The organism is Actinoplanes sp. NPDC051411, from assembly GCF_040682075.1.
In the GTDB taxonomy this organism is placed as follows: Bacteria; Actinomycetota; Actinomycetes; order Mycobacteriales; family Micromonosporaceae; genus Actinoplanes.
Genome location: NZ_JBFBAD010000060.1, coordinates 41,264 through 66,853 on the forward strand (window position 1 = coordinate 41,264; position 25,590 = coordinate 66,853).

The window sequence follows — 25,590 nt, forward strand, 5'->3', positions numbered from 1 at the left end:
GAGGTGACCCGGCTTCACGGGCGCGCGTCGGATGGCCCAGGCGCAGCGGCGAGGGGGAATTCGGCCACGGTGCGCCAGGGGACCGCGCCGGTCGTGCCTGCGACCAGCCGGACCGACCGGACCGCGGCCCGGATCGGCAGCTGCGGGGCGATGTCGGCGGCGGCTTCGCGCAGGGCGGCCCGCGGCGCGCGGTCGCCCACGGTCAGATGCGGGACGACGTCGTCGAACGCCCCACCGTACGGCGGTGCCGACGGAAAGCGGTCCCAGACCGCCTCGGTGAGGCGGCGGAACCGCTCCCCGGGCTCGGGAGCGAGCCAGAGCACCTCGGACCCGAACCAGGCGACCCGCGACAGCACGGTCGCGAACGACGGCAGACCCGCGAACAGCGAGCGCAACGCGTCCAGCACGGCGCCGTCGACCTCGCCCGGCGGCAGGAACGGATAGAGCACGGTGATGTGCGCCGGGATGCCCCACGAGGCGACCGGATCCAGCGCGGCCCGGTGCCGCCCGACGACCGGCTCGGACTCCGGCACGGCAACGATCAGCCCGGTCCGCGCCGGCCCGGTCACCGCAGCACGACCCGATCTTCCGGGCGGGCGGCGGCTTGGAGCCGCTGACTCCCTTTCCCGTACGGACGCCGGTACCGTTCCATCGCCGCCCGCCACTCGCCGGCCCCGTCGTACGAGATCATCGCCATCCGCCGATCACACCGTCCCACCGCGACCTCGGCAACCCCCGGAGCATCGACCACATGATCAGTGCCGCGACCGGCACGGCGCCCGCGAGAACGACCAGCGCCGCTTCGAGGCCGGCTGCGGCGACCAGCAGAGGCGCGGCGAGCGCTCCGGCGACCGCGGCGAGCGCGTCGCTGGTGCGGAAGGCGGCGGCCACCCGGCCCCGCAGCGCGTCGGGAGCACCGACCTGCAGGCGATAGCCGGTCGCCGCCAGGGCGGCCGCCCCCGGAAGGCCGCTCGCCGTCACCGCCGCCACGGCGACCGGCAGCGTACGGGCGGTGACCAGCACCAGGAAGCAGACACCGACCAGCGCGTAGGCACCGGCGATCACCCCGGGCCCCCGCACCAGCAGCCGCCGCGTCACCGTCGACCCGGCCAGGTAGCCGACCCCCAGCCCGGTCACCAGATAGCCGACCGCCGCACCGCTGGCGTGCAGACGCCCGGCGACGAACGGCACCAGCAGCGCGGTCAGCCCCGCGTTTGCCGTCCAGTACACCCAGCTGCCGGCCAGCAACGCCCGCAGCACGGGTTCGCGCCGAATCAGCCGCAGCCCCGCCAGCACCGCGGCCTTGGTCCCGTCGCCCGGCCGAAGCCCGAGCACCGCGGGCGTAGCCCCGTCACCCGGCCGAGTCCCGTCAGTCGACGCCGACTTCGGGTCGCCGCCCGAAGGTGCGCCGGCCGGCTTCGGGCCGCCGTGCGTAGCTCCGCCGGCCGATGTGGGCGTTGCCCCGCTGGCCGGCGCAATCCGGCTCCCCGGAGCTGTGCCGACCGGCATCGGCTCGCCCTGCGCAGCCCCGCCGGCCGGTGCGGGCATTGCCGCGCCGGCCGGGGCCGGCACGGCCATCCCGGCGACGATCACGCCGGCCGCCAGGTAGCTGACCGCGTCGGCGGCTACCGCGACCGGGAACCAGCCCGCCGCCGTCACGGCCGCCCCGGTCAGCGGCCCGAGCACCCGCCACGTGCTCTGGCTGACCGCGAGGGCCGTGTTCGCCGCCGCCAGATCCGGTGCGACCAGCGGCACCGTCGCCTGCACGCCGGGTGCCAGGAAGCACACCGCCACGCTCTCGACGGCCACCCCGAGATAGAGGAATCCGACGCCGGGGACCAGCATCGCCGCCACCCCGGCCGCCGCCACCAGGTCGGCGGCGAGCAGGACCCGCACCCGGGGCAGCCGGTCGACCAGGGCGCCGGCCCACGGGCCGAGCACCAGGGCCGGCCCGGCCTCGACGGCCAGGGCCACCGCGGTCGAGGTGGGCGATCCGGTGCGGGCGAAGACCTCGACCGGTACGGCGGTGACCAGCAGCCAGGTCCCGAACGCGTCCACGGTCGCGGCGAGCCAGAGCCGCCGGAACGCCCCGTGCCGCACCAGGAGGACCCACATGCCCGCATGCTATCCCTGTGGGACAGTCGATGGCAGTATATGTTCTGTGGAGATAGATGAGCTGGGCCGGGAGCTGCGGTCCCGCCGCGCCGCCGCCGGACGCACGATCGCCTCGGTGGCCGCCGACGCCGGGCTGTCCGTGCCCTACATCGCCAACCTGGAGAACGGCCGCGGCAACCCCACCCTCGCCGCCCTGGCCGCCCTCGGCCGCGCCCTGGGTGCCGACCTCAGAATCGAACTTCAGGACGCCGAACCCGGCCGCGACCCCGAGTCACCGCTGCCGCCGTCACTGATCGCGTTCGCCCGCACGGCCCGCTTCGCGACCGAGGCGGCCACCCTGGAAGACTCCGGAACACCGGGTGCCCGCCGGCGACTCCTGCGGGCGATGGCCGCGATGGCCGCCGTCAGCCCGCGCCCGCTCACCGACCTCGACTGGCACCGGCTCCTCGACGCCGCCGTCCTGATCAGCCGCCCGGCCTGAGCCGGCCGCTCCACCGGCCGATCGCGGCGCGGCTAGGCGGCCAGGAAGTCGAGCAGCAGCGGGTTGAAGCGGGACGGATCCTCCAGGCTCGGCAGGTGCCCCGCCCACTCCAGCCGGACCCGGGACGCCCGCGGGACCCGCCGGGCCAGCTCGTCGCCGACATCGGTGAAGTCGGGCAGGTCGAGATCGCCGGACACCACCAGGGTGCGGGCGGTCACCGACGCCGCCTCCCACGGCACCTCGATCGGTGTCGGATCGGCGGCCGCCAGTTGGAGCTCGAAGATGTGGCGCTGCATGTCGCGTACGAGAAGGCGGGCCGCATCGTCGGCCGCCGGACCGACCCAGGTTCTGACGTTGAGTTCCGTGGCGGCGGTGATGTCGCCGGCCTCCAGCAGCGCGTCCTCCTCGGCGGCGAACGCCTGCCGGGCGGCCGATTTCGGCCAGCCGGGCAGGGCCGAGCAGACCAGCATCAGCGCGGAGACCCGCGCCGGCCACCGGGCGGCCAGCTCCAGGGCGACCGGGCCGGAACCAGACGACGCGACCACGGCCACCGAGGACAGCCCCAGCGAGTCGGCCAGGGCGAGAACGTCGTCGGCGTCGTTGTAAGGAGCGGACGGCAGCGGCGACTCGCCGAAACCGGCCAGGTCACAGCGGGTCACGCGAAAGCCCGCGGCGGTCAGGGCCGTCACCTGGGGTGACCACATCCGCCGGTCGCAGACCATCGAGTGCAGCAGAAGAACGTCCGGCCCGGAGCCGGCCACATCATGCGCGAGAGTCATCGACGGCACACTAGGCGTGCTCGATCGAAGATCACACCCAATTTAGGATCGAGCCATGACGAGCGTGACGCTGCAGGATGTCCAGGACGCGGCCCGGCAGATCGAGGGGGCCGCCCACCGCACGCCGGTGTTGCGCTCGCGCACCCTCGACGAGCTGGTCGGCGCCCCGATCGCCCTCAAGGCCGAACACCTGCAGCGGATCGGGGCGTTCAAGTTCCGGGGCGCGTACAACGCGATCTCCCGGCTCACCCCGCAGCAGCTGGCCAAGGGCATCGCCGCCTACTCGTCGGGCAACCACGCCCAGGCGGTCGCCCTGTCAGCGCGTGAACTCGGCAGCAGCGCGGTGATCGTGATGCCGCAGGACACGCCGGCCTCCAAGCTCGACGCGGTCGCCGGTTACGGCGCCGAGATCCTCACCTACGACCGCTACACCGAGGACCGGGAGGAGATCGGCCGCCGGCTGGCCGACGAGCGCGGGCTCGCGCTGATCCCGCCCTACGAGCACCCGCACGTGATCGCCGGGCAGGGCACCGCCGCGCTGGAGCTGCTGCAGGACGCCGGCGAACTCGACACGCTGCTCGTCCCGGTCGGCGGCGGCGGCCTGATCGCCGGCAGCGCCATCGCGGCCAAAGGCCTGCACCCGGGCATCCGCGTCGTCGGCGTCGAACCGGAAGCCGGCGACGACACCAAACGTTCGCTGGCCGCCGGCCACCTGGTGCGCATCCCGGTGCCCCGCACGATCGCCGACGGCCAGGCGGCCGCGATCCCGGGCGAGCTCACGTTCTCGATCAACCGGCGGCTGGTCGACGACATCGTGCTGGTCTCCGACGACGACATCCGGGGCGCGCTGCGGTTCGCGGTCGACCGGCTCAAGCAGATCCTGGAACCCAGCGGGGCGAGCGGGCTGGCCGCCCTGCTGGCGGGGGCCTACCGGCCGGCCGAGGGCGAGCGGGTCGGCGTCATCCTCTCCGGCGGCAACGTCGGCGCCGCCCGCCTGGCATCGCTGCTGGCCGACAACTAGCCGGCGGCGGCTTTCCGCCGCGTGCGCTTCCAGCTGTACGCAGCCCCGCCCCCGCAACATATTGACGTGTTGATTTCAGTCAACATGTGTATCCCTATCAACACGTCAATATGTGTCCCGCCGGCACGACGGGCGGCCGCCTCCACGGGTTTGAAAGGCCGGCCTGGCAGGTGCGGCGACTCGGCGGGCGCGCGGCTCAGCAAATGCCTGGTCTTGAAAGAACGGCGGCCCGGGCGGCTGCGGACTGCTCAACGAGCGCCTGGCGCGACACGCGCGCGGCGTGACAGGCGCGGGGCTCGACAGCGCGGTGCTCCGCGAGCGCGGCTCGACAGGAGCGTGCTCGACGAACGCGTGCTCGGCAGGCATATGCGCCTGGTTCGACAAGCGGGTCCCTGTCGTCGTGGCCTGACCACGCATTGACTGGCCGGCCGAGTTGACTGGCCGGCCGGACAGCTGCGCGCGGCTCGACAATCACGCGTGCTCGACAGGCCGGCCGAACAGCTGCGCGCGGCCCAACCAGCACACGTGCTCGACATGCCGGCCGAACAGCTGCGCGCCGGCTCAATAAGCGCGCGCGTACTCGACAGGCGCGGGCTTTCGACAGGCAAGTGCGACGAACCGGTCGCCGGGGGAGAGTCGACGGCGCCGCTCGCTGGCGTGTTCGGGCGGAACGCCTCCGGCGGCCGGTGAAACTCTTCGCCGAGCCGGCCGCCGGCGTTCAGGACGGCCGGTTCCACTGCGCCTGCGGCGTGGCGAAGTCGTGACGCAGCACGACAACCCCCTTAGAGCAACCACTGGTTGCGTCACACGACCCACCCGCGTACAGTCAGGCGCAACCGAAGGTTGCAGCTGGGGAGAGTGGCATGGAAATGGGAACCATCGAGCGGGAGATCTTCGTCGAAGCCCCGCCGGAGATCGTCTTCGACATCGTGAGCAGTCCCGAACACGTGCGGCAATGGTGGCCCGACGACGCCCGCTACGAAGCGTCACCCGGCTCGACGGGGGAGATCACGTTCGGCGACACCGTCGTCGCGCTTACCGTCGTCGAGGCGAAGCCGCCGCGGACCTTCACGTTCCGCTGGGGCCAGCCCGGCGGCAGCGAACCCGTTCCCGGGAACTCGCTGCTGGTCACCTTCGAGCTGACCCCGTCCGGGGCCGGCACCGTGATCCGGATGACCGAGACCGGCTTCCGCGAGATGGGCTGGGCGACCGCCCTCCTCGAAGAGCAGTACCAGGAACACGTCAAAGGCTGGGACCAGTTCCTGCCCCGCATCGCGCCCTACGCCGCCCGGCTGACATGACCCCGCCCGCCGTCGACGACGCACTCTGGTCGGCCATCGGCGACCCCACCCGCCGCCGCATGCTCGACCTCCTGCTGACCGACGGCGACGGCACCGCCACCACGCTCGGTCAGCAGCTCCCGGTCACCCGACAGGCAGTAGCCAAGCACCTGGCCGTCCTCGGCCGCGTCGGACTGATCCGGCCCGTCACCGCCGCCCACCCCGGCCGCGAACGCCGCTACCGCATCGACGACACCCAGCTCGCCCGCGCCGCCGCCCAGCTCGCGTCGGTCGGGTCGGCCTGGGACGCCCGCCTGCAGCGCATCAGACGCCTCGCCGAGGCGATCCAGAAGATCCAGAAGATCCAGAAACCGAAGGAGTAGAAAATGGCCGACATCCTGCACCGGATCGGCGTCCGCGGTGCGGACGCCTCCCAGCTGTACGCCGCGATCACCACCGTCGACGGCCTCGCCGGCTGGTGGACGACGGAGACCACGGGGGAGGGGTCGCCCGGCGGCAAGCTCGAGTTCCGCTTCTCCGGCCGCGGCGGCGCCGACATGGAGGTCATCGAGGCGACCCCGCCGTCCCACGTCGCCTGGCGCATCGTCGCCGGCCCGCACGAATGGATCGGCACCACCATCGACTGGACGATCCGCGAGGAAGGGGAGTGGACGATCGTCCTGTTCAAGCACGCCGGGTGGCGCGAACCGGGGGAGTTCATGCACCACTGCAGCACCCGGTGGGGCCTGTTCCTCATGAGCCTGAGGTCGCTGGTCGAGACCGGCTCCGGAGCACCGGCCCCGCGGGACGTCAAGACCGACAACTGGTAGGTAAAATCAGGTCCGGCATCGCGTGCCGGTGGCGGACCGCGCCAGGCATGGAGGTGTGGAGACGAAGGGCCGCCACCCGTGGCAACCCGCCACCTCGACCGGGCCGTCGCGCTCGGCCGGCGACTCGCGCGGGCACACCAGGAACTCCGCCGCCGGCTCGGCGAAATCCGCGACAACCCGGGGGAGCACCGCACACTCACCGATCACTGCCTGGCCTTCTGCGCCGCGCTGACCGCGCATCACCAGGGCGAGGACTCGGGGATGTTCACCGAGCTGCTGCGGGAACGCCCCGATCTGGCCGGCACCGTCCGGAACCTCGTCGACGACCACGACATGATCGCGTCGATCCTGGCGCGCGTGGCCGAACTGGCCGGCCGGGCCGCCACGGCGGAATCCGGCGAGCGCGCCGCGATCGAGCTGGACGGCTTGGCCGCCATCATGGAAAACCACTTCCGCTATGAGGAACGCGCCATCGGCGACGTTCTCGACCGCGGGGTGGCCGACGCGGGCTGGGCGGGACCGGTGTTCCGCTTCGAGCCCGCGGGGGAAGGCCGAAATTCGGCCTAGTTGACATAATGTAGATTATCGACCTGGCATAACTGTCGATGTCAGGGACTACCGGCCGCCCCCCCGTTCACCTGAATCGGCTATCCCCGACACCTGAATCCGCTATGGTGCCGCCGATTCGAACCAACGGGGGGTTTTCGGTGGCCGACACGTCGGCGGTGATCGTCGCGCGCGAACCAGACCAGCGCGACACACGCAACGCATCAACTCAGGACCCGGCCCGGACCCGCCCGGCGGCGTGGACCCTGATCAACCAGGCGCTGCCGTGGCTCGTCGTCATCGGCGTCCTGGTGGCCGCGCTGGTGTGGACCGGCACCCCGAAGACCGCGATCCTGCGCTACGGCGCCTACTGGGCCGCCGCGGTGGTCGTGCCCGGCACCCTGGTCTACCGGGCGCTGCGCGGCAGCCGCGGCAACCTGCCCGAGGACGTCGGCTTCGGCGCCGTCACCGGGTTCGCCGTCCAGCTCATCGGCTGGGCATTGTTCGTCGGCACCGGCCTCGGCGGCTGGCTGCGGCTGTGGCCGGTGCTAGTCCTGATCCCGTTCCTGGCCGTGCCCCGGCTGCGCCGGCACTGGAGCCTGCGCAGCACCGAACCGATGCGGCTGCCCGCGGCGTGGGCGATCGCCGCGCTGATGACCCTCGCGGTCGTCACGCTCGCGCTGCTGGCCTGGGCGGTCAACCCGCTGCCACCGGCCACCCACACCCTGTTCGGCGACATCTACTACCACTGGGCCAACGCCGCCGAGCTGCGCCGCACGATCACCCCGCAGCAGCCCCAGATGGCCGGCGAACCGCTGGTCTACCACTGGTTCTCCGACGCCTACCGGGGTTCGGCGAGCATGCTCAGCGGCGTACCGCTGGCGCCGGTGATGCTGCGGCTGTGGATGGGCCCGGTCATCCTCACCGCGATCCTGGTCATCGCCGGCCTCGCCCGGCAGGTCAGCGGCGTCTGGTGGAGCGGGCCGGTGGCCGCCTTCGTCACCATCGCGGTCCCCGCGGTCACGATCTGGCCGACCTACTCGTACGGGTCGTTCTCCATCATCAACTGGGGCAGCCCGACCCTGGTGTTCTCCATCCCGGTGCAGGCGGCCGCGGTGTCGCTGCTGGTCGACATCGCCCGCGGCGTCCGGCTGGGCCGCGCCTGGGTGCTGTTCGCGCTGCTCGTGCCGCTGGCCACCGGCAGCAAGTCCAGCTCGCTGCCGGTGCTGTTCGGCGGCATGGCGCTGGCCGCGCTCGCGTACTGGCTGATCGAGCGGCGCCCGCCGTGGGCGCTACTGGCCGCCTTCGCCGCCGGGCTGGTGGTGCTGGCGGCGACCGCGCCCACCCTGGCCGGCGGTGAGGCGGGCGCCGGCGTGCAGTTCGGAGCCGGGTTCACCTTCAAGCCCGAGTTCTACTGGCTGACCGACGAGAAGTACGTGCCCGGCGCGGGCGGATTGTTGCCGCAGGCGTGGCTGCACATGCCGTGGGGCACCCGCTGGGCGCTGTTCGCGCTCACGTTCGTCCTGGTGCTCAACCAGCTCGGCCGGATCGCCGGGCTGGCCGCGCTGCTGCGCCGCCCGATGCGGCGCGACATGGCGCTGTGGCTGCTGTCCGGGATCGTGCTGGCCGGCTGGGGCGGCGCCCTGCTGATCAACCATGTGGCCAACGGCGAGGGCTACTTCCTGTACTCGGCGATCCCGGCCGAGGCGGCGCTGACCGCCTGGCTGCTCACCGCGGTCGCGCCGGGCCGCCGCCGGGCGCTGGTGGTGCTGGGCGGGCTCGCGCTGGGCGTGGTCGTGGGGTTGGCGATGCACCGGTTCGGGCCGGGCCGGGGCCTGATCGGCACCGGGCATCTGGCCACCCTGAACCCGGCCGGCGGCAAGCCCCAGTGGTCGGTTCACTGGCGGTACGACCTGCTGGCCCCGGTGGGTGTGCTGGCGCTGGTGCTGGCGGCCGGGATGCTGCTGTGGTGGCTGCTGCGCCGGCGGCGGGCGGTGGTGCTGGCCGGTTCCGGGGCCGCGCTGGTGATGGCCGCGGTGATCGGGCTGGGTGTCGACAGCACCGCGCGCGGTCTGGTCCAGCCGGTCGGTGACGCGGTGGCCGGGCGGTTGCCGACCGGCGGTTCGGTGGGGTCGTTCTGGGTGACGGCGAACGAGGCGCGGGCGGCGCAGTGGCTGGCCCGCAACGCGCCGGCCGACGACATCGTGGCCACCAACGTGCACTGCGAGGCGATCCGGACGACGCCGGGGTGCATCAGCCGGTCGTTCTGGGTGTCCGGGATGACCGAGCATGCGGTGGTGCTGGAGGGCTGGGCGTATCAGCCGGCGGTGATGGCCGAGCACGGCGTGGACGGCCGGGCGTACTACCAGCAGCCGGCGCCGGACGCCGAACGGCTGCGGATCAACGATGCGGCGTTCACCGATCCCTCCCCGGCGGCGCTGGCGCAGTTGCGCGGGAGGTATCACGCCCGCTGGCTGTACGCCGATACGCGGGCCGGTGTGGTCTCCCCGCTGCTGGCGACGGTGGCGACCGAGCGTTTCCGGGCCGGAACCGCCGTGGTCTACGAGCTGACGGATTAGTCCGATTCCTGCATAATATGCCTTATGCAGGATGGACAGGACTTCCCGGTCGGCGCGCTCATCGACGACTTCTTGACGGCCCGGGCGGCACGGAAGCCGTCGGTGCACACGCTGGCCGCGTACCGGCGGGACCTCGGGCTGATCGTGCAGCTTGTCGGGCCGGACGGGAATGTCACTCTCAGTGACCTCTCCCCTCGTTCGCTGCGGGCGGCGTTCGCGAAGTTCGCCGCGGAGCGGGCGCCCGCGTCGGTGGCGCGGGCCTGGTCGTCGTGGAACGCGTTCTTCACGTTCCTGGTGACCGAGCAGGTGGTGGCCGGGAATCCGATGCCGGCGGTCGACAAGCCGCGACCGCCGGCCCACTCCCCTAAGCCGCTGCGCGGTGAGGACACGCCGGAGCACCTGCTGCGGGCGGTGAGCACGGCGGACGAGACGCAGCGTGACCCGTGGCCGGAGCGGGATCTGGTCGTGCTGGCGCTCGGGCTGTGTGCGGGATTGCGGCTGTCGGAGCTGCTGGGCCTGACGATCGGTTCGATCAGCGGGCGGCCGGGTGAGCGCCGGGTCGAGGTGGCGGGCAAGGGCGGGCGGCCGCGTACGGTGCCGGTCGAGCCGGAGCTGGACGCGGTGGTGGACCGTTATCTGGACAGCCGGCGGCACCGGTTCGGGCGGGCGCAGTCGGCCTCTCCCCTGCTGGTGGACCGCAAGGGCGGCCCGTTGAAGCGCGGTGGCCTGCAGTATCTGGTCGAGTCGTGTTACCGGCGGGCGGGCATCACCGACCGGGTGCCGCGAGGCGCCCAGTTGCACGCGTTGCGGCATACGTTCGCGACGCGGCTGGCCGAGGACGGGGCGAACGCGTCGGAGATCATGCGGTTGCTGGGGCACGCGTCGCTGTCGACGTCGCAGAACTACATCGAGGTGACCAACGAGCAGCAGCGCGCGGCCGTACGGGCGAACCGTACGAACCGCGCGCTGCGCGGGATATGAATCTCAGGCGAGGTTGAGGTTGACCTCGATGTTGCCGCGGGTGGCGTTCGAGTACGGGCAGACCTGGTGGGCGGCCTCGATGAGTTCGCGGGCGGTCGCCTCGTCGACGCCGGGGATCTCGGCCTCGATGGTGGCCTGGAGCTGGAAGCCGCCCTGGCCGTTGGGGCCGATGCCGACGTCGACGGTGATGGCGGTGTCGGTGAGGGTGATCTTCTTGGAGCGGGCGACAGCCTTGAGGGCGCCGTGGAAGCAGGCGGCGTAGCCGGCGGCGAAGAGTTCCTCGGGGTTGGGCTGGGCGCCGCCGGGGCCGCCCATCTCCTTGGGGACGGCGAGGTCGAAGTCGAGGACGCCGTCGCTGGAGCGGACGTGGCCGTTGCGGCCGTCGCCGGTCGCGGTGGCGGAGGCGGTGTAGACAGCTTCCATTGCGGTGAACCTTTCAGGTGGGGACGTTGCCGCGGATGCGGCCCAGCATGTCTTGCAGGTATTCGTAGTCGCCGGTGGTCAGGCCGGTGGTGCAGGCGGCGCGCTGGGGCAGGTCGGCGAGTTGGTCGCAGAGCCGCCGGCCGGCGTCGGTGAGGTGGATCCAGACCGTGCGTTCGTCGGTGGTGCCACGTTCGCGGCGGATGCGGCCCTGGGTTTCGAGTCGTTTGAGCAGGGGCGACAGGGTGCCGCTGTCGAGGTGCAGGGTCTGGCCGAGGGTGCGGACGGTGGCCGGGCCTTGGTGCCGCAGGACGCGCAGGGCGATGTATTGCGGGTAGGTCAGGTTGACCGCGTCGAGGTGGGGCCGGTAGAGCGCGGTCATGGCGCGGCTGGCGGCGTATAGCTGGAAACAGACCATCTGTTCCAGTCCGGTGGTGTCCACGACGAGAACAGTAGTGCGCAATCAAGTTGTGCACAACTGGAAAGTGGCAGTGATCACGACCTCGTGTGATCATGCGTAACGTGCCGAACATCCGATTCGTACAGCTTTCCCCGGAGACGCTGGCCGCGTTGATCGACGGGGATCTCGACGCGGCGACCAAGGCCGCGGGCACCGAACTGTCGCAGTACCTCCTCGACGAGGCCTGGCTGTGGCGCATCCGGCTGGAGCAGATACGCACCGACCCGTCCAGCGCGGAGTGGATCGCGCGGGCCGCGGTTGTCGACGGGGCCGGGGTCGTCGGGCACGGCGGGTTCCACGGGCCGCCCGACGACGAGGGGGTGGTCGAGGTGGCGTACTCGGTGGCGCCCGAGCACCGCCGCCGGGGTTACGCCAAGGCGATGCTGCGGGCGTTGCTGGAGCGGGCCGACGCCGACGAGCGGGTCAGCGCGGTGCGGGCGAGCATCCGGCCGGACAACCTCGCCTCGCGGGCCACGATCGGCGGCTTCGGCTTCCGCAAGATCGGTGAGCAGTGGGACCCGGAGGACGGCCTGGAGGACGTGTTCCTGCGCCCGGCCAAGCCGGCCGGCCACCCGGCCTAGCCCAGTTGCACGACGAGCGGCCGGTGGTCGGAGACGTCGACCCGGGGCGTGCACACCTGCACGACCCGCCCGACCGGACCGGCTCCGCGCGGGTCCAGCAGCACGTGGTCCAGCTGGGCCCGGGGAACCGGCGACGGGTAGGTCGCGGCGCGCCCGAGAGGCCGCCAGCCGGTGAACGCGCGTACGGGAGCGGCCGGCATGTTGAGATCGCCCAGCAGGACCCGCGGTGGCGGAAGGGCGCGCAGCGCCCGAACCGCGTGCCGCAGTTGCCGCAGGTTCCAGCCCGGGACGAACGACAGGTGGGTCGTCGCCACGGTCAGCGGCCCCGACGGCGCGTCGACCACCGCCGCCAGCAGCACCCGGGGCTCGTCCTTGAGCAGGGCGAGTCCGCGCCCGGCCAGCAGCACCGGCGAGCGGACCGGGGCGCCGGGCAGCCGGGTGATCTGCCAGCGCAGCACCGGGAAGCGGCTGACCAGCGCGATGCCGTAGAGCGGGTGCAGGTTGTCGTCGTCGCTGCGCCACGGCTGCCAGGTCTCCCCCGGCGTGCCGACGACGGCCGCGGCGAAGCGGTGGACCGGCGCGCCCATGGCCTGCGCGGCGATCGCGGTGAGGTCGAGCAGGCCGCTGCGGGGCTGGGCCTTGTCGACCTCCTGCAGGCCGAGCACGTCGGCGTCGAGAGCGGCGACCGCGCCGGCGACCCGGTCGGCGTGTACGGTGCCGTCGGACAGGGATCGGCCGTGCAGCAAATTGAAGGTGGCCAGGCGCACGAGTACCGACCCTAGCGAAACCGGAGGCGATGATGTTCATCAAGACGCTGTGCTGCTCGATGATGATCTTTGTCGCTGTCGCCTGGCTCGGCATCTGGCTCCGGACCAGACGGCGCCGATAATGATCAGGTGACTGACGACGACCTCATCGCGCGGCTCGAGCAGCAGGAGCGCGACCTGCTTTTCTCCCGTTTCGACTTCGCCGACGCGTGGCGGCTCGGCTCCTTGCTGGTGGAGATGGCCACCGAGCGGGGCCTGCCGGTGGCGATCGACATCCGGCGGGGCCCGCAGCAGCTGTTCCACGCCGCGCTGGCCGGCAGCACGCCCGACAACGACGCCTGGATCGAGCGCAAGGCGCGGGTGGTCGAGCGGTTCGGCAACTCGTCATATCTGGTCGGACGCCGTCTCGCGGCCGGCGGCCGCGAGCTCGACGCGAGCCTGGGGGTGGATCCGGCGAGGTTCGCGGCGCACGGTGGCGCTTTTCCCGTACGCGTGGAGGCCGCCGGCGTCGTCGGCGTGGTGACCGTCTCGGGGTTGCCGCAGGCCGAGGATCACGCGTTGGTGGTAGAAGCGATCGAAAGGTTCCGCTGAGCCCTTCCGCGTACGGCCGGGGCCGTGCACGGTGGGCGGATGAGGCTGCTGATTTTGGGCGGTTCCGGGTTCGCGGGCCGGGCCGTCGCCGAGGAGGCGGTGCGGCGCGGGTGGGACGTGACCGTGTTCAACCGCGGTCACCGCGACGGCCCGGCCGGGGTGCGGACGCTGACCGGCGACCGGGACTTCCGGACCGGGTTGGGCGCCCTGGCGACCGGGTCGTGGGACGCGGTTCTCGACACGTGGTCGGGTGACGCCGAGGCGGTGCAGCGGGCGGTCGAGCTGCTGCGCGGCCGGGCCGGCCACTACACGTACGTGTCGACGCGCTCGGTGTACGACTGGCGGCGCGACCTCGGTGTCCTCACCGAGCAGACGCCGCTGACGTCGCCGGCCGAGAAGGGGTACGCCGGGGACAAGCTGCGCGGCGAGATCGCGGCAACGTCGTTCGATGGGCCGGTGCTGCTGGCCCGGGCCGGGCTGATCCTCGGCCCGGGCGAGGACGTGGGCCGGCTGCCGTGGTGGCTCGGCCGGCTGGCCCGGGGCGGTCCGACGCTGGCGCCGGGGCCGGCGGACATGCCGTTGCAGTACATCGACGTGCGCGATCTGGCGGCGTTTCTGCTGTCCGCGGCCGAGGCCGCCCTGTCGGGGCCGTACAACGTGGTCGGGCCGTCCGGGCACACGACGATGGGCGGGCTGCTGGCGGCCGGCAACAAGGTGACCGGCGGCCGGGCCGAGCTGGTGTGGGTGACCGCCGAACAGATCGCGGCGGCCGGCATCAAGCCGTGGGAGCAGTTGCCGATCTGGCTGCCGCCGGGGCCGGACGCCGACTACATCCACCGCGGCGACGTGTCGAAGGCGCTGGCCGCCGGGCTGAAGGTCCGCGCCGTCGGCGAAACGGTCGAGGACACGTGGGCGTGGCTGCGGTCGCTGCCGGGGCCGCCGCCGCAGCGCTCCGACCGCCGGCCGGTCGGCGTCCCGGCCGACGCCGAGGCCCGGGTGCTGGCCCTCGCCGGCGCTCGTTCTTAGCCGTCGCCGCGCGAGGTGCCGCCCTCAGGGCGTGCGGCCCGTTCTTCGTCGGGGCTCTCGCGACGTGCCGCCCGTTCTTGATCGCCGCCCTGACGACGTGTCCCCTCCGGACGTGCCGCCCGTTCCTAGCAGCCGCTCTCACGACGTGACCCCTGGACGTGTCCCCTCAGGAAGTGCCGTTCTCGCGACGTGCTGCCCTGGGGTCGGCGCCGCCGGTGACCACGCCGGGGCCCATCGGGCGGCGCTGCCGGCCAAATTTCACGCGGCCACGAACCGCAAGTGGGTCGTCGCCACGGGCCCTGCTCAAGGACGAGCCCCGGGTGCTGCTGGCACGCTCATCGCAGCCGGCCCGGACGTGTTGACTGCATCAACTGTTGACGCGCCGACGACGTATTGATTCAGTCAACATGTCCGAGCTGGACCGCCGGCGCTCTGAATCCCAAGTCTGGAAAGGTTTGCGGCGCGCCGTGGCTCGTGTTCTCGCCCGACTGAAACGGCTTCGGGATGACGCTCCTGCCGAACTGGCCTTACTCGTTCGAGCGGGAACACGACGGCACGGAAGCCGAATCTCGTCGTCATCACGGCGCAGTGTCCACTTGCCTCATCGGAGAAGGGGCGCGTGGCCGGGGAGACCGCTTCGAGAGCGGGGTGAGGCGCGGACTATCGACGCCTGGCTGCCAACGAGCGACAGGAGCCATATCCCCCACTGGACCGGAACCAGCAGCCCGGAATGGGCGGTCTCGCGGCCGGACGGTCTTGAGGGCGCCGGTCGCTACACGGCCGAGCTGTGTGACCGCGGCCGACACGGCCCAGCTGTGTGACCGCCGCCGACATGGCCGGGACGTTCGACCGTGCGCCACCCGGCCCGGACGCGTGGCACGCCCCATGCCGTGCACGGGCGTGGGGACGGGGCATGGCAAGGTCTACGCCGTGGATGTGCGCTGGACGACCGGGTTCCTCGACTCGCCGACGACCGGGGCCGAGCCGTTCTGGCTGGCGGTCACCGGCACGACGCTCTCCGCGCGGCGGGACGGCGGTGTTTTCGCCACGCTGGTGCCGGCGCGCGGCGACGCGTACCTCCGGGCGCAAGTGACCGCCGGGCCGGCGCGGGCCCACCTTGATCTGCATGTCGCCGGGGTGCCGGAGGCGGCCGGCGAGGCGGTGGCGCTCGGGGCGCGGGTGGTCCGTGACGCGGGCAGCCTGGTGGTGTTGCGGTCACCGGCCGGGCTGGAGTTCTGCCTGGTGCCGTGGCGGGGCGAGCGCGTGTGTCCGGCGGCCGGGCGCTGGCCGGGTGGGCAGGCGAGCCGGCTCGACCAGGTGTGTCTGGACGTGCCGGAGGACCTTTTCGAGTCGGAGGCCTCCTTCTGGTCGGCGTTGACCGGGTGGGGGCGGGAGCCGTCGGACCGGCCGGAGTTCGAGTCGCTGGCGCGGCCGGCCGGGATGCCGTTGCGGATCCTGCTTCAGCGGGTCGGGTCTCCGGACGCGGGCATGCATCCGGATTTGGCGTGCGACGACGTGCCGGCCGAGGTGGCGCGGCATGTCGGCCTGGGTGCGCGGGTAGTGCGGGAGGTGCCGGGTGAGTGGACGACGCTGCTCGACCCGGCCGGTCGTGAATATTGTGTGACGGCGCGCTCCCCCTTCTGACGTTTCTGTCGGTGGCTTCTGATACAACATCTTCGAACAGGCGTTCGAGAGCTTAGCGGAAGGCAGGATCGTCGTGGGGTTGAGCACCGAGGAGCTGGAGACCATCAAGGGTCAGCTGGGGGCCGGGCGCAAGCCCCGGGTGCAGTTCACCGAGGCCGCCGGGCAGATCGCCGGGCAGGTCGGCCAGGTGGTGGAGCTGGCCGATCCGGCGGCGTCCGACGAGTGGGTGGTGGTCCGGTTCGGCCGCGACGAGCTGCCCTTCTCCCCCGGCGATCTGCAGGTGGCGCCGCGGGGCGCGGCCGCTAAGAAGGCTGCTCCCCCGGCGCCGCCCGAGCCGCCGCGGCCGGAGCCCGAGTTCGTGATCGACAAGCCGGTTCCGGCGGCCGCGCCGGCACCCCGCAAGGAGGTGGAAGAGGTGACTCCCCCGGCGCCGCGCAAGGCGGCTTCCCGGCCGGCGAAGCCCAAGCCGGGTGCTTCGCTCACGGTCACTTTGGCGTACGCGGAGGGCGAGTGGACGGTGGCCGCCGCCCAGGGTTCCAAGGCCCTGGCCAAGCCCTATGTGATCCGCCCGGCCGAGGCGATGAGGATGGTGCAGCTGGTCGACGTCCCCGGCGTGCAGGAGGCGGTCGAGCACATCCTGGCCGCCGAGCGCGCCGAGGCGCAGGCCCAGGCCGACAAGTTACGCGCCGAGCTGGCCGAGATCGAGGCCCGCCTGGCCGAGCTGGGCGAGGCCGGCTGACCGGGTCGGGCTGACCGGGTCCGGGCGGGATCAGAGCGTGAGGGTCAGGGAGACTCCCGAGCCGGTGAAGCCGTGCTGTTCATAGAAGCGCACGGCGCCCTCGTTGGCGTGGTGGATGCCCGCGGAGAGGCGGGCGATGCCGCGTCCGGCCGCCCACCGCACGGCGGCCTCGACCAGCACGCCGCCGATGCCGTTGCCGCGGGCGTCGTCCGCGACCACGGTGTGGATCTGGGCCGAGGGCCGCGGCCGCAGGATCTGGTGCTCGGGCGGCAGCGGGTTGGGCACGATCTCGACCATGCCGGCGACCTGGCGGCCCAGCTCGGCGACCAGGATGCCGTCTCGGGTCGCCGCGTCGCTGAAGTGGCGCCGCACGGCCGCGCTGTCCGGCACGCGGTAGGCCGCCGGGTCGAGGGCCACGTGGGCGCGGGCGTTCGCCATCCGCAGGCGCACCAGGGCCTCCAACGATGCCAGCGGGGCGGTCACCGTGCCGGGCCCGCAGCCGGCGTCGAGGAGCCGGCCGCGGCCGTCCGGGGCCAGCGCGCCGGCGAGGGCGGCCGGGAAGCCGGGCGTGTAGGGCAGCCGTCCCCGGGCGTAGTGCCGGGCCGCCCCGGCGAACAGGGACTCGTCCCACTCCCAGCCGGCGATCACAGCCGTTCCCGCAGGCCCTGCCGGACGGCGGGCCAGTCGTCGTCGACCACCGCGTAGATCACGGTGTCGCGCCAGGACCCGTCCGCGCGGCGGCGGTGCTTGCGCAGGACGCCCTCCGGCCGGGCGCCGAGGCGTTCGATCGCGGCGCGGGCCCGCTCGTTGCGGATGTCGGTCACCAGCGTGACGCGTACCGCTTCGAGCTCCTCGAACGCGTATCCGAGCATCAGCAGTTTCGCCTCCGCGTTCAGCCCGCTGCCCCACCACGGCCGGCCGAGCCAGGTGTAGCCGATCGTCACCGCCCGCAGCACCGGATCGGGGTCGGCGAACGAGGTCGTGCCGGCGAACGCTCCGGACGGGACGGCGATCTGCGCGTACGGCAATCGCGCGCCCCGGGCGCGCCCGGCCAGCGCCGCGATGATGTGCCGCCTCGCGTCGTCGATCGTCGTGGGGTGGGCGAGGGCGCCTTCGGCCGGGCTCTGCCAGCGGAAGATCTCCGCGTCGCCGGCCGCCGCCAGATAGTGCTCCGCGTGCTCGACGCGCAGCGGCTCGAGCCGGACCCGGGTGCCGGTGAGCACGGGCATCGCATACCAGAGGGCAGGATCGGTCACGGCCCGCATCATCACACCGGCGGCGGCCCGGCGGCCTCCGGTATTTCGCCGGCCGGGCGCCGGCGCACCCGCGACATGTCGTACGGGCGGGTGCCGTCGACGTGCCGCGGGGTCTCCATCTCGCCGCGGCGCAGCGGGGCGAGCGTGTCGTCGATGGCGGCCATGATGCGGCGGGTCGCGTTCATCGCCTGCGCGCCCGGCGTGCCGGACAGCCCCGACAGGTCGACCGGCAGGGTGCCGAACCGGACCCGCACCACCGGCCGCCGCCGCACCGCCCGGATCACGCTGCGCAGCAGGCCGGCCGGCGAGGTGTACGGCAGGACCGCGTGCGCCCCCCACTGCGCGACCGGCAGCACCGGCGCCCCGGACAGGGCCGCCATCCGGGCCACGCCGGTCTTGCCGCGTTCCGGCCACATCCACGGGTCGAGCCCGATGCGCCCCTCCGGGTAGACCATCACCATCGCCCCGCCGCGCAGCGCCTCGGCCGCCGCCGGCAGCGCGTCGGCGACGTGGGTCTTGCCGCGGTCGACCCGGATGTGCCCGGCCGCGCGCATCGCCGCCCCCGCGACCGGCGCGTCGAACAGCCCGCCGGTCGCCATGATCCGCGGCGCTATGCCGATCTTGTGGCAGGCCGCGGTCATCACGACCGGGTCGAACGGGCTGACATGGTTGGCGGCCAGGATCAGCGGCCGGCCGCGCAGGTCGGCGGGCACGGTCCCGCTGACCTCGAGCCGGCACAGCGGCCACACCAGCAACCGGCCGAGCAGGAGCATGAACCGCCAGGCCATCGGCGTCCGCCACACAGTGCTTTCCATCAGGCCGAAATAATGCCACGCCGGTCGCCGGCGCCGAGATCACCGAGGGTCCGGCCGGCCGGCCCGCGCGGAAGGCGGAGCGGGTGGGGCCGGCGGCGGCGCCTGGTCGACGATCGCGCCGTTGCGGGCGAGGTAGCCGAGGACGTGCGGTGGCAGGCCCTTGGCCTCCCGGAAGATCGCGCCGCGGACCTTCGTGCTCAAGTTCGCGGTGGCGACCTCGGCGCCGGTGGCCAGGTCGTAGGCGCTCAGGCCGCTGTAGGCGTCGGCGACGACCAGGGTGTCCCGGCCGGTGAGCAGGAACGCCGTGACATGGCGCTCGGGGCCGATCTCCAGGATCGGCCGGGCGGGCTCGTCGACCCGGAACACGCGGACGCCGCCGTGGAACGAGAAGGCGACGACGGTGCCGTCCCGGCTCAGGTCGAATGAGCGACGGTCCTTGGCCGGATAGGCGAGGCTCCGGTCGGCGAACCCCGGAGACGGGGCCGGGACAGGGGCCAGGAGGTCGATCTGGCGCAGGCGGCCCGTGTCCACGTCGAGCAGTATCAGGCGCGGGCCGTTGTCGCCGGCCGACATCACCGCTACCCCGCTCTCGCCGTACACCTGGATGTCGTCGGTCTCGATCGAGGGGATCCGCAGGGTGCGGCACGGTTCGTAGCGCAGGTCGCCGCCCGCGCCGATGGCCAGCTCGAAGACTTCGACCTCGGACATGTCGTCGTGGTCGGTGCTCAGCACGTTGAGGCCGAACACCCGGCCGGCCGTGTTCACCTCGAAGCGGACGTCGGCCGCCTCGAGCAGGATCTCGGCGGTCACCGTGTCGGCGTCGAAGTCGCGCAGGCTGAGCAGCTCGCCGTTGTCGCGCGGGTTCAGCTCCAGCACGTAGTGCCGGTCGCCGGTCTGCCACCAGACGCCGGTGATGCCGCGGATCGGCCGCGGCGAGACCTGGCCGGTCGCCGGATCGCGCACGGTGCTCGCGAGCCCCGACGCCGTGGTGTCGTCGCGGTGGACGATCAGCAGCTTCCCGTCGTCGAACACCCCGGCGTTGTCCACCTCGCGGGGCGCGGTGAGGATCAGTTCGGGGTCGCCGGGGAGCGTCCACCGGTAGATCCGGTTGTCCCGGGTGACGCAGTAGACCGGCCCGTCGCCGTCGCCGCCGCCGCTGCCGAGGCCGTGCACGGCGGCGCGCTCGAAGCCGAGGAAATCGGCGTCGGCGAACCGGGCGCCGGTCAGGTCGGCGCCGGCCAGGTCCACGTCCTCCAGGTCGGCGTTCTCGAGCCGGGCCCCGCGCAGGGAGCAGCCGGCCAGGTTCATCCCCGTGCCGGACCGGTCCAGCCGCGCGTCCAGCAGGTCGACGCCGTCGAGCCGCCGGCCGCGCAACGCGTCCGGGTCGATCCGGGCGATGATCTCGATGAGGTTCGCGCCGAGCACGCTCGTACGGTCGGTGTCGGTCAGCGCCGCGGTGGACCGCAGGTGCTCGACCAGCGACTCGAGCGCGTCCGGCGCCAGCATCGGGTTCATCAGGTCGAAGACGGCGGGCGTGTCGCCGCTGACGCCGGACCGGGCGAGCTGGTGGAGGCCCTCGGCGCGCCAGCCGGCCGCGGCCGCGCGCTCGCCGGCCGCGACGGCCGGCAGTTCCGACCACGTGAACCCCGGCTCACCGGCCGGTCGCACCGACCCGATCAGGGCCATGAAGTCCTCGTTCATGACGCCGAGCTCGGCCGCCATCTTGTACGCGGCGAAGAACTCGAGCAGGGAGCGGTGGGCCGGGGAGTAGTCGCCCTCGGAGTTCCGGACCAGCATGGTCTGGCCGAGCATGTCGTAGTGCCAGTGGTCGAGGTCGCGCTGTTCCCGCACGGCCGGGCCGAAGCAGGCCCGGATGTGGTCGGGGATCGCCCGGTAGTTGATGCTGAGAATCGACTCCGTGAGCATGTACGCCGACAACTCGCACAGGAAGTACACCTTGTCGGCCAGCGACGTGAACGTGCGCTCGGCCCGGATGTCGGCGTCGATCTTGTGTTGCACCGCGTACAGGTAGACGCGGGAGATGTCGACCTTCGCCCCGCGCTCGACGGCGGGCAGCGCGGAGAGCACCAGGTCGGCCATGACCGGGCGCCGCATCAGGTCGACGAGGTCCTGGTTCTGCCGGATCGCGTCCCGGGTCGGGCCGGTCGTCAGCTTCTCGAGCACCTCCGCCACCTGCTCGTCGTCGAACGGCTGGAGTTCGACCACCTCGAACTGCGGCGGCTCGCCGGTCAGGGCCTGCGTCGAGGCGACCAGCCGGGCGCTGAGCAGGTCGCGTCCCTCGCGCGCCTCCGGGAAGTGTTCGGTGCGGCAGGTGAGCAGCACCTTGGAACCGGGGACGACCGCGCGGGCCAGCTCCCAGAAGTTGTTGATCATCGCCTGGCGGTCGACCCGGGCCGCCATCTCGTCGAAGCCGTCGAAGATCAGCAGCAGCCGGCCCATCCGGTTCAGCGCCTCGAAGACGCCGTAGCCGCCGGGCAGGATCTCGTGCTTGCGGAAGAAGAACTCGCTGAACAGCGATTCGAGGCTGACCGCCTTGGCGTAGTCGCGCAGCGGGATCACCAGCGGCAGGCGCGGGCGTTTGCGGCCCGACGCCTTGGCCGCCCGCCACTGTTGCGCGACGGTCCAGGCGAAGTGGAGGCTGAACCAGCTCTTGCCCATGCCGAACTCGCCGAGGATCGACAGGTGCTCCTTGGCGTCGTCGTCCATCCAGGAGCGTACGTAGCCGGCCAGGCCGCCGTCGCGCCACGGGTAGACGCTGCGCGCGGCGATCCGGCCGGTGCGCTTGTCGGGCTCGTCCTTGACGCAGGACGGCGGCACGAACCGCTGGCCGATCTCGCGGTCGCGCACCTCCCGCTCCAGCCATTGCAGGTAGGGCTCGAAGTCGGCGCTCTCGTCGATCAGTTCGTCGAGGGTGTAGCAGTAGATCTGGTCGAGGTCCTCGTCGGCGGCGCGGGCCGCCTGGCTGATCCGCTGCGGCACGATCACCCAGCCCTCGGACGCGTCGTGGGCCGCCACCAGCTCGGCGGCGCGGGTGACGTCGGGGGCGCTGAGCTCGCCGCTCTTGCCGACGACGACCGCGGTGTCGTACCCCCGGCGGGCCGGCACCCGGACCAGCCAGACGAACTCCGCCGGGCCGGACTCGACCTCGCGCAGGATGCGGTACTCCACGGCGGCGAACCACTCGCGTACCTCGTTGGCCAGGCGCTGGATCGAGGTGACCGGCCCGCCCTCCTGCCGCAGGATCTCCTCGCGGGTGTTCATCCGGCCGATCCGCCTGATCAGCTCGCCGAGGGACTCCTGGATGTCGTTGACGCCGCGCTCCATGCGGGTCTCGGCCGCGGTGCGGGTGCGATCGACCAGCCGGTCGAAGACGACCGAGAAGCCGGTGACCTCCCGGGCCAGGTTGTAGTCGAGGCGGCCGAGAGCGCCGGTCTCCTCGTTCCACTGCAGGATCTCGGTGAGCTCGCGGTCGAGGTGGGCCGGGTCGCCGGTGACGAAGGTCCGCTCGAACGCCGCCCGCACGTACTGGTTCTGGAACAGCCGCAGCACCGGTTCCGGTTTGCCGTAGCAGTACTCGACCACGGTGTACGTGTAGACGCCGGCGAAGTCGGGCGGGGGTGCGTCCGGGGCCATGCCCAGCTTGTGCAGGACCGCGACCACGCCCTCCTTGCGTTTCAGCCTGTCGGTTGCGGGCTTGGCGATGGAACCCAGGACCTTGAACGCCAGGGACAGTTCCGCTCCGGACATGACTGCCTTCTATCATGCGGTAGGGCCCGGTGTAGGCCCGGGTCAGGCCGTCATGCCGGCTTCGGCGACGTCGAGCCAGTGGGTGACGGTGGCCGCGTCGTGGTGGCGGATCGACCAGTCGACCTGGCGCAGGCTCAGGTGGGCCCAGTAGGCGCGGCGGCGCCGCCCGGAGATGCCGGCCAGCCGTTCGTCGACCGGCCCGGTCAGGTGCGGGGCCTGCCCGGCGAGGTAGAACCGCAGGGTGGCCAGGTCGAAGTGCCGGTCGCCGCGGGCCGCCCCGTCCCAGTCGACGACCCCGGTGAGACGGCCGTCGTGGACGAGCATGTTGCCGGGCTGGAAGTCGAGGTGGACCAGGTCGTCGCCGATCATCGAGGTGCCGGCCGCGCCGACCGTGCGGATCCAGTCGAGCAGGCGGGCCGTGCGGGCGTCGTACGCCGAGAGCGGCCCGTGCAGGCAGAAGCCGGGCCCGTCGGCGAGCAGGTGCAGGGGTGCCGGTTTCGGGTCGGGGTCGCCGGACAGCAGGCCGGCCAGCCGGTCGGTCACCGAGATCATCTGCGCGACCAGCGCGGCCGTGACGCCGGACGGCGGCCGGCCGGGCAGCCGTTCCTGCACGATGACCCGCACACCGTCCACATGGGCCACGAGTTCGTGCCGGGCGGTCGACACCCCGGCGGCGCGGGCCCGGTCGACCAGCGGCCCGGTGCGGCTGCGGCCCGCGGTGAGCACCGACCGGCGGCCGTCGGGCCAGCGCACGTAGGCCGCGCCGACCTCGCCGCCCGGGCACGGCCCTTCGATGATCAGGCGGACGCCGGTGATGTCGGCGATGCGGTCGACGACGCGGGGCGCGTCGAGGCGGGCGCTGCGGGGCCAGGCTTCCGTCGTCACGGGCACCACCCGCTGCTCATGGTCATCCGCGGCCCCCGTCGCGTCGCACGCATCTCAGTGATGCACCGTAGTCCCCCGCCCGCCGCGAGAGTGTCGGTTAACTTACCGTTTTCTATTCGCCGCTGCGTTGCCGCAGGTAGGCGAGGACCGCCTCGCGGGTCGTCCGCACCCCGAACAGGGCCCGGGCCTCCGCGATGCGCCGGTTCGCGGTGCGCAGGGACAGGAACTCGGCGGCGGCGGCCGCCGCGATGGTGTCGCCGGCGGCGAGCCGGTCGAGCAGGGCCCGCTGTTCGGGGACGAGGTCGGCGACCGGGTCGCCGCCGTCGCCGTCGGCGCCGTGCCGCACCGGCCCGAGCCGGGACAGGTCGTCGACCAGGGCCCGGCCGAGCGCCGACTCGGCGTCGCAGATCGCCACGATCCCGGCGCCGCGGGCCGCCGCGAGGACGGCCAGGGCCAGGGTCTCCTGGTCGGCGATGCGCCCGTGCAGGACCAGGCGGGCGGTGGTGACGTCCCACGACGGGTCGGGCAGCGCGAAGCCCTCGCGGGCCGACCAGCCGTCGCGGGTCAGCCGCCGCAGGACGGTGTCGGCGTCGCCGGGGGTGCCGACGACGTGGCGGGGAGCGTCAGGCTGTCTGGTCACCGGCCCTCCTTGTCACTCGGGGGCGAGTCGGGCGCGAGGGCGAAGGCGAGGGCGGCCGCTTCCGTACGGGTCCGGGCGCCGAGCTTGCGCATGCCGGCGCGGATGTGGGTGTCGACGGTCTCGGCGCTGATGCCGAGCTGCCCGGCTATCCGCCGGGTGGGTTCCCCGGCGGCGACCAGCCGTAACACGTCGGTTTCCCGGCGGGTGAGCTGGTCGCCCGATCGGGGGCTGCGCGTGTCGCGGTGGATGTGGTGGCGGCGCAGGCCGCGGCGGGCCCGCCCGGCCAGCACGGTCAGCCCGGCGGTGTCGGCGAGCTGTTCGGCGGCGAGCAGGGCGTCGACGGCCCGCTGCGGGTCGGGGTCGGTGAGCCCGGCGGCGAGCAGGCAGCGGATCTGTTCGCGGCGGGCGACCGGCTGCCACCCGTCGGCGGCGGCGGCGAACCCCATGCCGGTCGCCCACGCGGTCAGGGTGCGCCGGGCGGCCGTGGGCAGGCCGGGTGGGATCGGCGGGGCGCCGGTCAGGCCGAGGTCGTAGGACGCCCACCGGCCGGTGATGGCGTGCAGGCCGGCCAGGAGCCCGGGAGTGCCGGAGGCGGCGGCCCGGGCCCGGTCGGGCTGCCCGTCCAGCCACGCCGTCTCCTGCGCCACCCACGCCGTGGCCGGATGGGCGGGGCCGCCGTCGAGGTGGGCCCGGGCGGCGCCGAGCAGCCCGGTGTCGGCCTCGATCAGCGCGGTCGCGGCGGTCGCGTAGCCGCGGGCGTCGTCGGGCAGCGCCCGGTCGGTCAGGTCGCCGGCGTGCCGCAGCACCGCGTCGTCGCCGCCGTGCAGGGCCAGGGCCCAGTCGGCGGCGGCCACGAACCGGGTCTGCCACCCGTACGCGAGATCGGCCGCGCACCCGTCGGCCGCCCGCCGGGCGCAGGCCGCGGACTCGGGCAGCCGGCCGTCGGCGGCCAGGGCCTCCACCAGCAGCCACGCGCTGTGCCGGGCCACCGCCGGGTCACCGGGGCCGAACGCCGCCGACGTCAGGGCGGCGTCCCAGCCCGGCGTACGGGAGGAGGCCTGCACCGCGGCGAGCGCGGCCGCCACGCCCGGGGTGGGCTGCGGATAGCGTGCGCTGATCTTCCCGGCCAGGTCGGCCGCCGCGGCCGGGTCGGTGGCCAGCTCGGCCAGCAGCAGCACCCGGTCGCGGGCCGCGAGGACCGGCGGCGGCGCCGCGTCGGGCACCGCGGCGACCGCGGCCCGCGCCGCCACCGGGTCACCGGCCTGCAGCAGCGCCTCGCCGCGCAGCACGTCGGCCTCGGCGCCCAGCGGCCCGGCCCCGGAGAGGACCCGCGCGGCCGCGGCCGGGCGCCCCGCGGTGTTCGGGGGGGGGGGCGCGGCGCTACGG

General features: G+C 73.3%; 28 protein-coding genes. 14 read left to right on the forward strand and 14 right to left on the reverse strand.

All coding sequences use genetic code 11. From position 1 onward, the window contains the following. Positions 1 to 14 precede the first annotated feature (14 nt). From AB0M88_RS29670 to AB0M88_RS29680, 3 genes are read right to left on the reverse strand one after another with little or no spacing between them, the layout of a single operon-like run. A complete protein-coding gene (locus tag AB0M88_RS29670) occupies positions 15 to 533 on the reverse strand; it encodes a 2'-5' RNA ligase family protein (RefSeq protein ID WP_364107960.1) in 519 nt (172 codons plus the stop codon). A gap of 32 nt (positions 534 to 565) precedes the next feature. Further along, positions 566 to 697 carry a hypothetical protein gene (locus AB0M88_RS29675; RefSeq protein ID WP_364107962.1) on the reverse strand — a complete coding sequence of 44 codons (132 nt, stop codon included), beginning with the start codon at positions 695 to 697 and terminating at the stop codon, positions 566 to 568. Beyond that, positions 688 to 2,115 carry an MFS transporter gene (locus AB0M88_RS29680; RefSeq protein ID WP_364107964.1) on the reverse strand — a complete coding sequence of 476 codons (1,428 nt, stop codon included), beginning with the start codon at positions 2,113 to 2,115 and terminating at the stop codon, positions 688 to 690. The genes AB0M88_RS29675 and AB0M88_RS29680 overlap by 10 nt, the downstream gene beginning before the upstream one ends. Positions 2,116 to 2,161: 46 nt before the next feature. On the opposite strand from AB0M88_RS29680, the gene AB0M88_RS29685 reads away from it, so the two are divergent. Beyond that, a complete protein-coding gene (locus AB0M88_RS29685; RefSeq protein WP_364107966.1) occupies positions 2,162 to 2,596 on the forward strand; it encodes a helix-turn-helix transcriptional regulator in 435 nt (144 codons plus the stop codon). A 32-nt stretch (positions 2,597 to 2,628) separates the two neighbouring features. Here the strand turns inward: AB0M88_RS29685 and AB0M88_RS29690 are convergent, their stop codons facing one another. Then, positions 2,629 to 3,375 (reverse strand): alpha/beta hydrolase, encoded by a 747-nt coding sequence (locus AB0M88_RS29690; RefSeq protein ID WP_364107969.1) that lies wholly within the window; start codon positions 3,373 to 3,375, stop codon positions 2,629 to 2,631. Positions 3,376 to 3,430: 55 nt separating this feature from the next. Between AB0M88_RS29690 and AB0M88_RS29695 the strand changes: the two genes are divergently transcribed. From AB0M88_RS29695 to AB0M88_RS29730, 8 genes are all read left to right on the forward strand, one after another. Next, positions 3,431 to 4,396 (forward strand): pyridoxal-phosphate dependent enzyme, encoded by a 966-nt coding sequence (locus AB0M88_RS29695; RefSeq protein ID WP_364107971.1) that lies wholly within the window; start codon positions 3,431 to 3,433, stop codon positions 4,394 to 4,396. A gap of 477 nt (positions 4,397 to 4,873) precedes the next feature. Further along, positions 4,874 to 5,086, forward strand: a complete 213-nt coding sequence (locus tag AB0M88_RS29700; protein WP_364107973.1) for a hypothetical protein — start codon at positions 4,874 to 4,876, stop codon at positions 5,084 to 5,086. A gap of 173 nt (positions 5,087 to 5,259) precedes the next feature. Then, the gene (locus AB0M88_RS29705; RefSeq protein ID WP_364107975.1) at positions 5,260 to 5,697 is read left to right on the forward strand and encodes an SRPBCC family protein; all 438 of its coding nucleotides are present in this window, start codon (positions 5,260 to 5,262) and stop codon (positions 5,695 to 5,697) included. Continuing rightward, on the forward strand, positions 5,694 to 6,059 hold the full coding sequence (locus AB0M88_RS29710; protein WP_364107977.1) for a helix-turn-helix domain-containing protein: 366 nt from the start codon (positions 5,694 to 5,696) through the stop codon (positions 6,057 to 6,059). The genes AB0M88_RS29705 and AB0M88_RS29710 overlap by 4 nt, the downstream gene beginning before the upstream one ends. A 3-nt stretch (positions 6,060 to 6,062) precedes the next feature. Continuing rightward, positions 6,063 to 6,506: an SRPBCC domain-containing protein gene (locus AB0M88_RS29715; RefSeq protein WP_364107980.1), complete on the forward strand. Its 444-nt coding sequence runs from the start codon at positions 6,063 to 6,065 to the stop codon at positions 6,504 to 6,506. Between the two features lie 78 nt (positions 6,507 to 6,584). After that, entirely contained in the window at positions 6,585 to 7,073 is a 489-nt protein-coding gene (locus AB0M88_RS29720; RefSeq protein WP_364107982.1) for a hemerythrin domain-containing protein, read from the forward strand. Positions 7,074 to 7,213: 140 nt separating this feature from the next. Next, on the forward strand, positions 7,214 to 9,631 hold the full coding sequence (locus tag AB0M88_RS29725) for a hypothetical protein (RefSeq protein WP_364107984.1): 2,418 nt from the start codon (positions 7,214 to 7,216) through the stop codon (positions 9,629 to 9,631). Positions 9,632 to 9,655: 24 nt separating this feature from the next. Continuing rightward, the gene (locus tag AB0M88_RS29730; protein ID WP_364107986.1) at positions 9,656 to 10,612 is read left to right on the forward strand and encodes a tyrosine-type recombinase/integrase; all 957 of its coding nucleotides are present in this window, start codon (positions 9,656 to 9,658) and stop codon (positions 10,610 to 10,612) included. 3 nt (positions 10,613 to 10,615) lie between these two features. Here AB0M88_RS29730 and AB0M88_RS29735 read toward each other — a convergent pair whose 3' ends face one another. Both AB0M88_RS29735 and AB0M88_RS29740 read right to left on the reverse strand, forming a co-directional pair. Further along, positions 10,616 to 11,035, reverse strand: a complete 420-nt coding sequence (locus AB0M88_RS29735) for an organic hydroperoxide resistance protein (protein ID WP_364107988.1) — start codon at positions 11,033 to 11,035, stop codon at positions 10,616 to 10,618. Between the two features lie 13 nt (positions 11,036 to 11,048). Beyond that, entirely contained in the window at positions 11,049 to 11,474 is a 426-nt protein-coding gene (locus AB0M88_RS29740) for a MarR family transcriptional regulator (protein ID WP_364107991.1), read from the reverse strand. Positions 11,475 to 11,545: 71 nt separating this feature from the next. Between AB0M88_RS29740 and AB0M88_RS29745 the strand changes: the two genes are divergently transcribed. Next, entirely contained in the window at positions 11,546 to 12,073 is a 528-nt protein-coding gene (locus tag AB0M88_RS29745; protein WP_364107993.1) for a GNAT family N-acetyltransferase, read from the forward strand. Here the strand turns inward: AB0M88_RS29745 and AB0M88_RS29750 are convergent. Beyond that, positions 12,070 to 12,840: an endonuclease/exonuclease/phosphatase family protein gene (locus tag AB0M88_RS29750; protein WP_364107996.1), complete on the reverse strand. Its 771-nt coding sequence runs from the start codon at positions 12,838 to 12,840 to the stop codon at positions 12,070 to 12,072. The two genes, AB0M88_RS29745 and AB0M88_RS29750, sit on opposite strands and share 4 nt — an antisense overlap. A 129-nt stretch (positions 12,841 to 12,969) precedes the next feature. Between AB0M88_RS29750 and AB0M88_RS29755 the strand changes: the two genes are divergently transcribed. The 4 genes from AB0M88_RS29755 (at position 12,970) to AB0M88_RS29770 (ending at position 16,840) form a co-directional block, all read left to right on the forward strand. Beyond that, positions 12,970 to 13,431 carry a heme-degrading domain-containing protein gene (locus AB0M88_RS29755; protein WP_364107998.1) on the forward strand — a complete coding sequence of 154 codons (462 nt, stop codon included), beginning with the start codon at positions 12,970 to 12,972 and terminating at the stop codon, positions 13,429 to 13,431. Between the two features lie 39 nt (positions 13,432 to 13,470). Beyond that, entirely contained in the window at positions 13,471 to 14,457 is a 987-nt protein-coding gene (locus tag AB0M88_RS29760; protein WP_364108001.1) for an NAD-dependent epimerase/dehydratase family protein, read from the forward strand. Between the two features lie 900 nt (positions 14,458 to 15,357). Continuing rightward, the gene (locus AB0M88_RS29765; protein WP_364108004.1) at positions 15,358 to 16,101 is read left to right on the forward strand and encodes a VOC family protein; all 744 of its coding nucleotides are present in this window, start codon (positions 15,358 to 15,360) and stop codon (positions 16,099 to 16,101) included. A 73-nt stretch (positions 16,102 to 16,174) separates the two neighbouring features. Further along, complete coding sequence (locus AB0M88_RS29770; RefSeq protein ID WP_364108006.1) at positions 16,175 to 16,840, forward strand: hypothetical protein; 666 nt, start codon at positions 16,175 to 16,177, stop codon at positions 16,838 to 16,840. Between the two features lie 30 nt (positions 16,841 to 16,870). Here the strand turns inward: AB0M88_RS29770 and AB0M88_RS29775 are convergent, their stop codons facing one another. The 7 genes from AB0M88_RS29775 to AB0M88_RS29805 form a co-directional block, all read right to left on the reverse strand. Continuing rightward, positions 16,871 to 17,488, reverse strand: coding sequence for a GNAT family N-acetyltransferase (locus tag AB0M88_RS29775; RefSeq protein ID WP_364108009.1), 618 nt, complete (start codon positions 17,486 to 17,488; stop codon positions 16,871 to 16,873). Continuing rightward, a complete protein-coding gene (locus AB0M88_RS29780; RefSeq protein ID WP_364108011.1) occupies positions 17,485 to 18,096 on the reverse strand; it encodes a GNAT family protein in 612 nt (203 codons plus the stop codon). The genes AB0M88_RS29775 and AB0M88_RS29780 overlap by 4 nt, the downstream gene beginning before the upstream one ends. Before the next feature lie 11 nt (positions 18,097 to 18,107). After that, on the reverse strand, positions 18,108 to 18,911 hold the full coding sequence (locus tag AB0M88_RS29785; protein ID WP_364108013.1) for a lysophospholipid acyltransferase family protein: 804 nt from the start codon (positions 18,909 to 18,911) through the stop codon (positions 18,108 to 18,110). Positions 18,912 to 18,950: 39 nt separating this feature from the next. Beyond that, positions 18,951 to 22,679 carry an NACHT domain-containing protein gene (locus tag AB0M88_RS29790; RefSeq protein WP_364108016.1) on the reverse strand — a complete coding sequence of 1,243 codons (3,729 nt, stop codon included), beginning with the start codon at positions 22,677 to 22,679 and terminating at the stop codon, positions 18,951 to 18,953. A gap of 42 nt (positions 22,680 to 22,721) precedes the next feature. Continuing rightward, positions 22,722 to 23,564 (reverse strand): phosphotransferase, encoded by an 843-nt coding sequence (locus tag AB0M88_RS29795; protein WP_364108019.1) that lies wholly within the window; start codon positions 23,562 to 23,564, stop codon positions 22,722 to 22,724. A gap of 112 nt (positions 23,565 to 23,676) precedes the next feature. Next, complete coding sequence (locus AB0M88_RS29800) at positions 23,677 to 24,204, reverse strand: LuxR family transcriptional regulator (RefSeq protein ID WP_364108022.1); 528 nt, start codon at positions 24,202 to 24,204, stop codon at positions 23,677 to 23,679. Continuing rightward, the coding region (locus AB0M88_RS29805) for a helix-turn-helix transcriptional regulator (RefSeq protein WP_364108024.1) at positions 24,201 to 25,590 on the reverse strand (1,390 nt) is incomplete at its 5' end. The genes AB0M88_RS29805 and AB0M88_RS29800, both read right to left, overlap by 4 nt.

What these genes read in the sequence shown, in the direction of transcription:
- AB0M88_RS29790 (WP_364108016.1), bottom strand. Translation starts at nt 22,679, where the DNA reads ATGTCCGGAGCGGAACTGTCCCTGGCGTTCAAGGTCCTGGGTTCCATC.
- AB0M88_RS29785 (WP_364108013.1), bottom strand. Translation starts at nt 18,911, where the DNA reads ATGGAAAGCACTGTGTGGCGGACGCCGATGGCCTGGCGGTTCATGCTC.
- AB0M88_RS29710 (WP_364107977.1), top strand. Translation starts at nt 5,694, where the DNA reads ATGACCCCGCCCGCCGTCGACGACGCACTCTGGTCGGCCATCGGCGAC.
- AB0M88_RS29735 (WP_364107988.1), bottom strand. Translation starts at nt 11,035, where the DNA reads ATGGAAGCTGTCTACACCGCCTCCGCCACCGCGACCGGCGACGGCCGC.
- AB0M88_RS29675 (WP_364107962.1), bottom strand. Translation starts at nt 697, where the DNA reads ATGGCGATGATCTCGTACGACGGGGCCGGCGAGTGGCGGGCGGCGATG.
- AB0M88_RS29690 (WP_364107969.1), bottom strand. Translation starts at nt 3,375, where the DNA reads ATGACTCTCGCGCATGATGTGGCCGGCTCCGGGCCGGACGTTCTTCTG.
- AB0M88_RS29730 (WP_364107986.1), top strand. Translation starts at nt 9,656, where the DNA reads ATGCAGGATGGACAGGACTTCCCGGTCGGCGCGCTCATCGACGACTTC.
- AB0M88_RS29745 (WP_364107993.1), top strand. Translation starts at nt 11,546, where the DNA reads ATGCGTAACGTGCCGAACATCCGATTCGTACAGCTTTCCCCGGAGACG.
- AB0M88_RS29715 (WP_364107980.1), top strand. Translation starts at nt 6,063, where the DNA reads ATGGCCGACATCCTGCACCGGATCGGCGTCCGCGGTGCGGACGCCTCC.
- AB0M88_RS29760 (WP_364108001.1), top strand. Translation starts at nt 13,471, where the DNA reads ATGAGGCTGCTGATTTTGGGCGGTTCCGGGTTCGCGGGCCGGGCCGTC.
- AB0M88_RS29680 (WP_364107964.1), bottom strand. Translation starts at nt 2,115, where the DNA reads ATGTGGGTCCTCCTGGTGCGGCACGGGGCGTTCCGGCGGCTCTGGCTC.
- AB0M88_RS29705 (WP_364107975.1), top strand. Translation starts at nt 5,260, where the DNA reads ATGGAAATGGGAACCATCGAGCGGGAGATCTTCGTCGAAGCCCCGCCG.
- AB0M88_RS29695 (WP_364107971.1), top strand. Translation starts at nt 3,431, where the DNA reads ATGACGAGCGTGACGCTGCAGGATGTCCAGGACGCGGCCCGGCAGATC.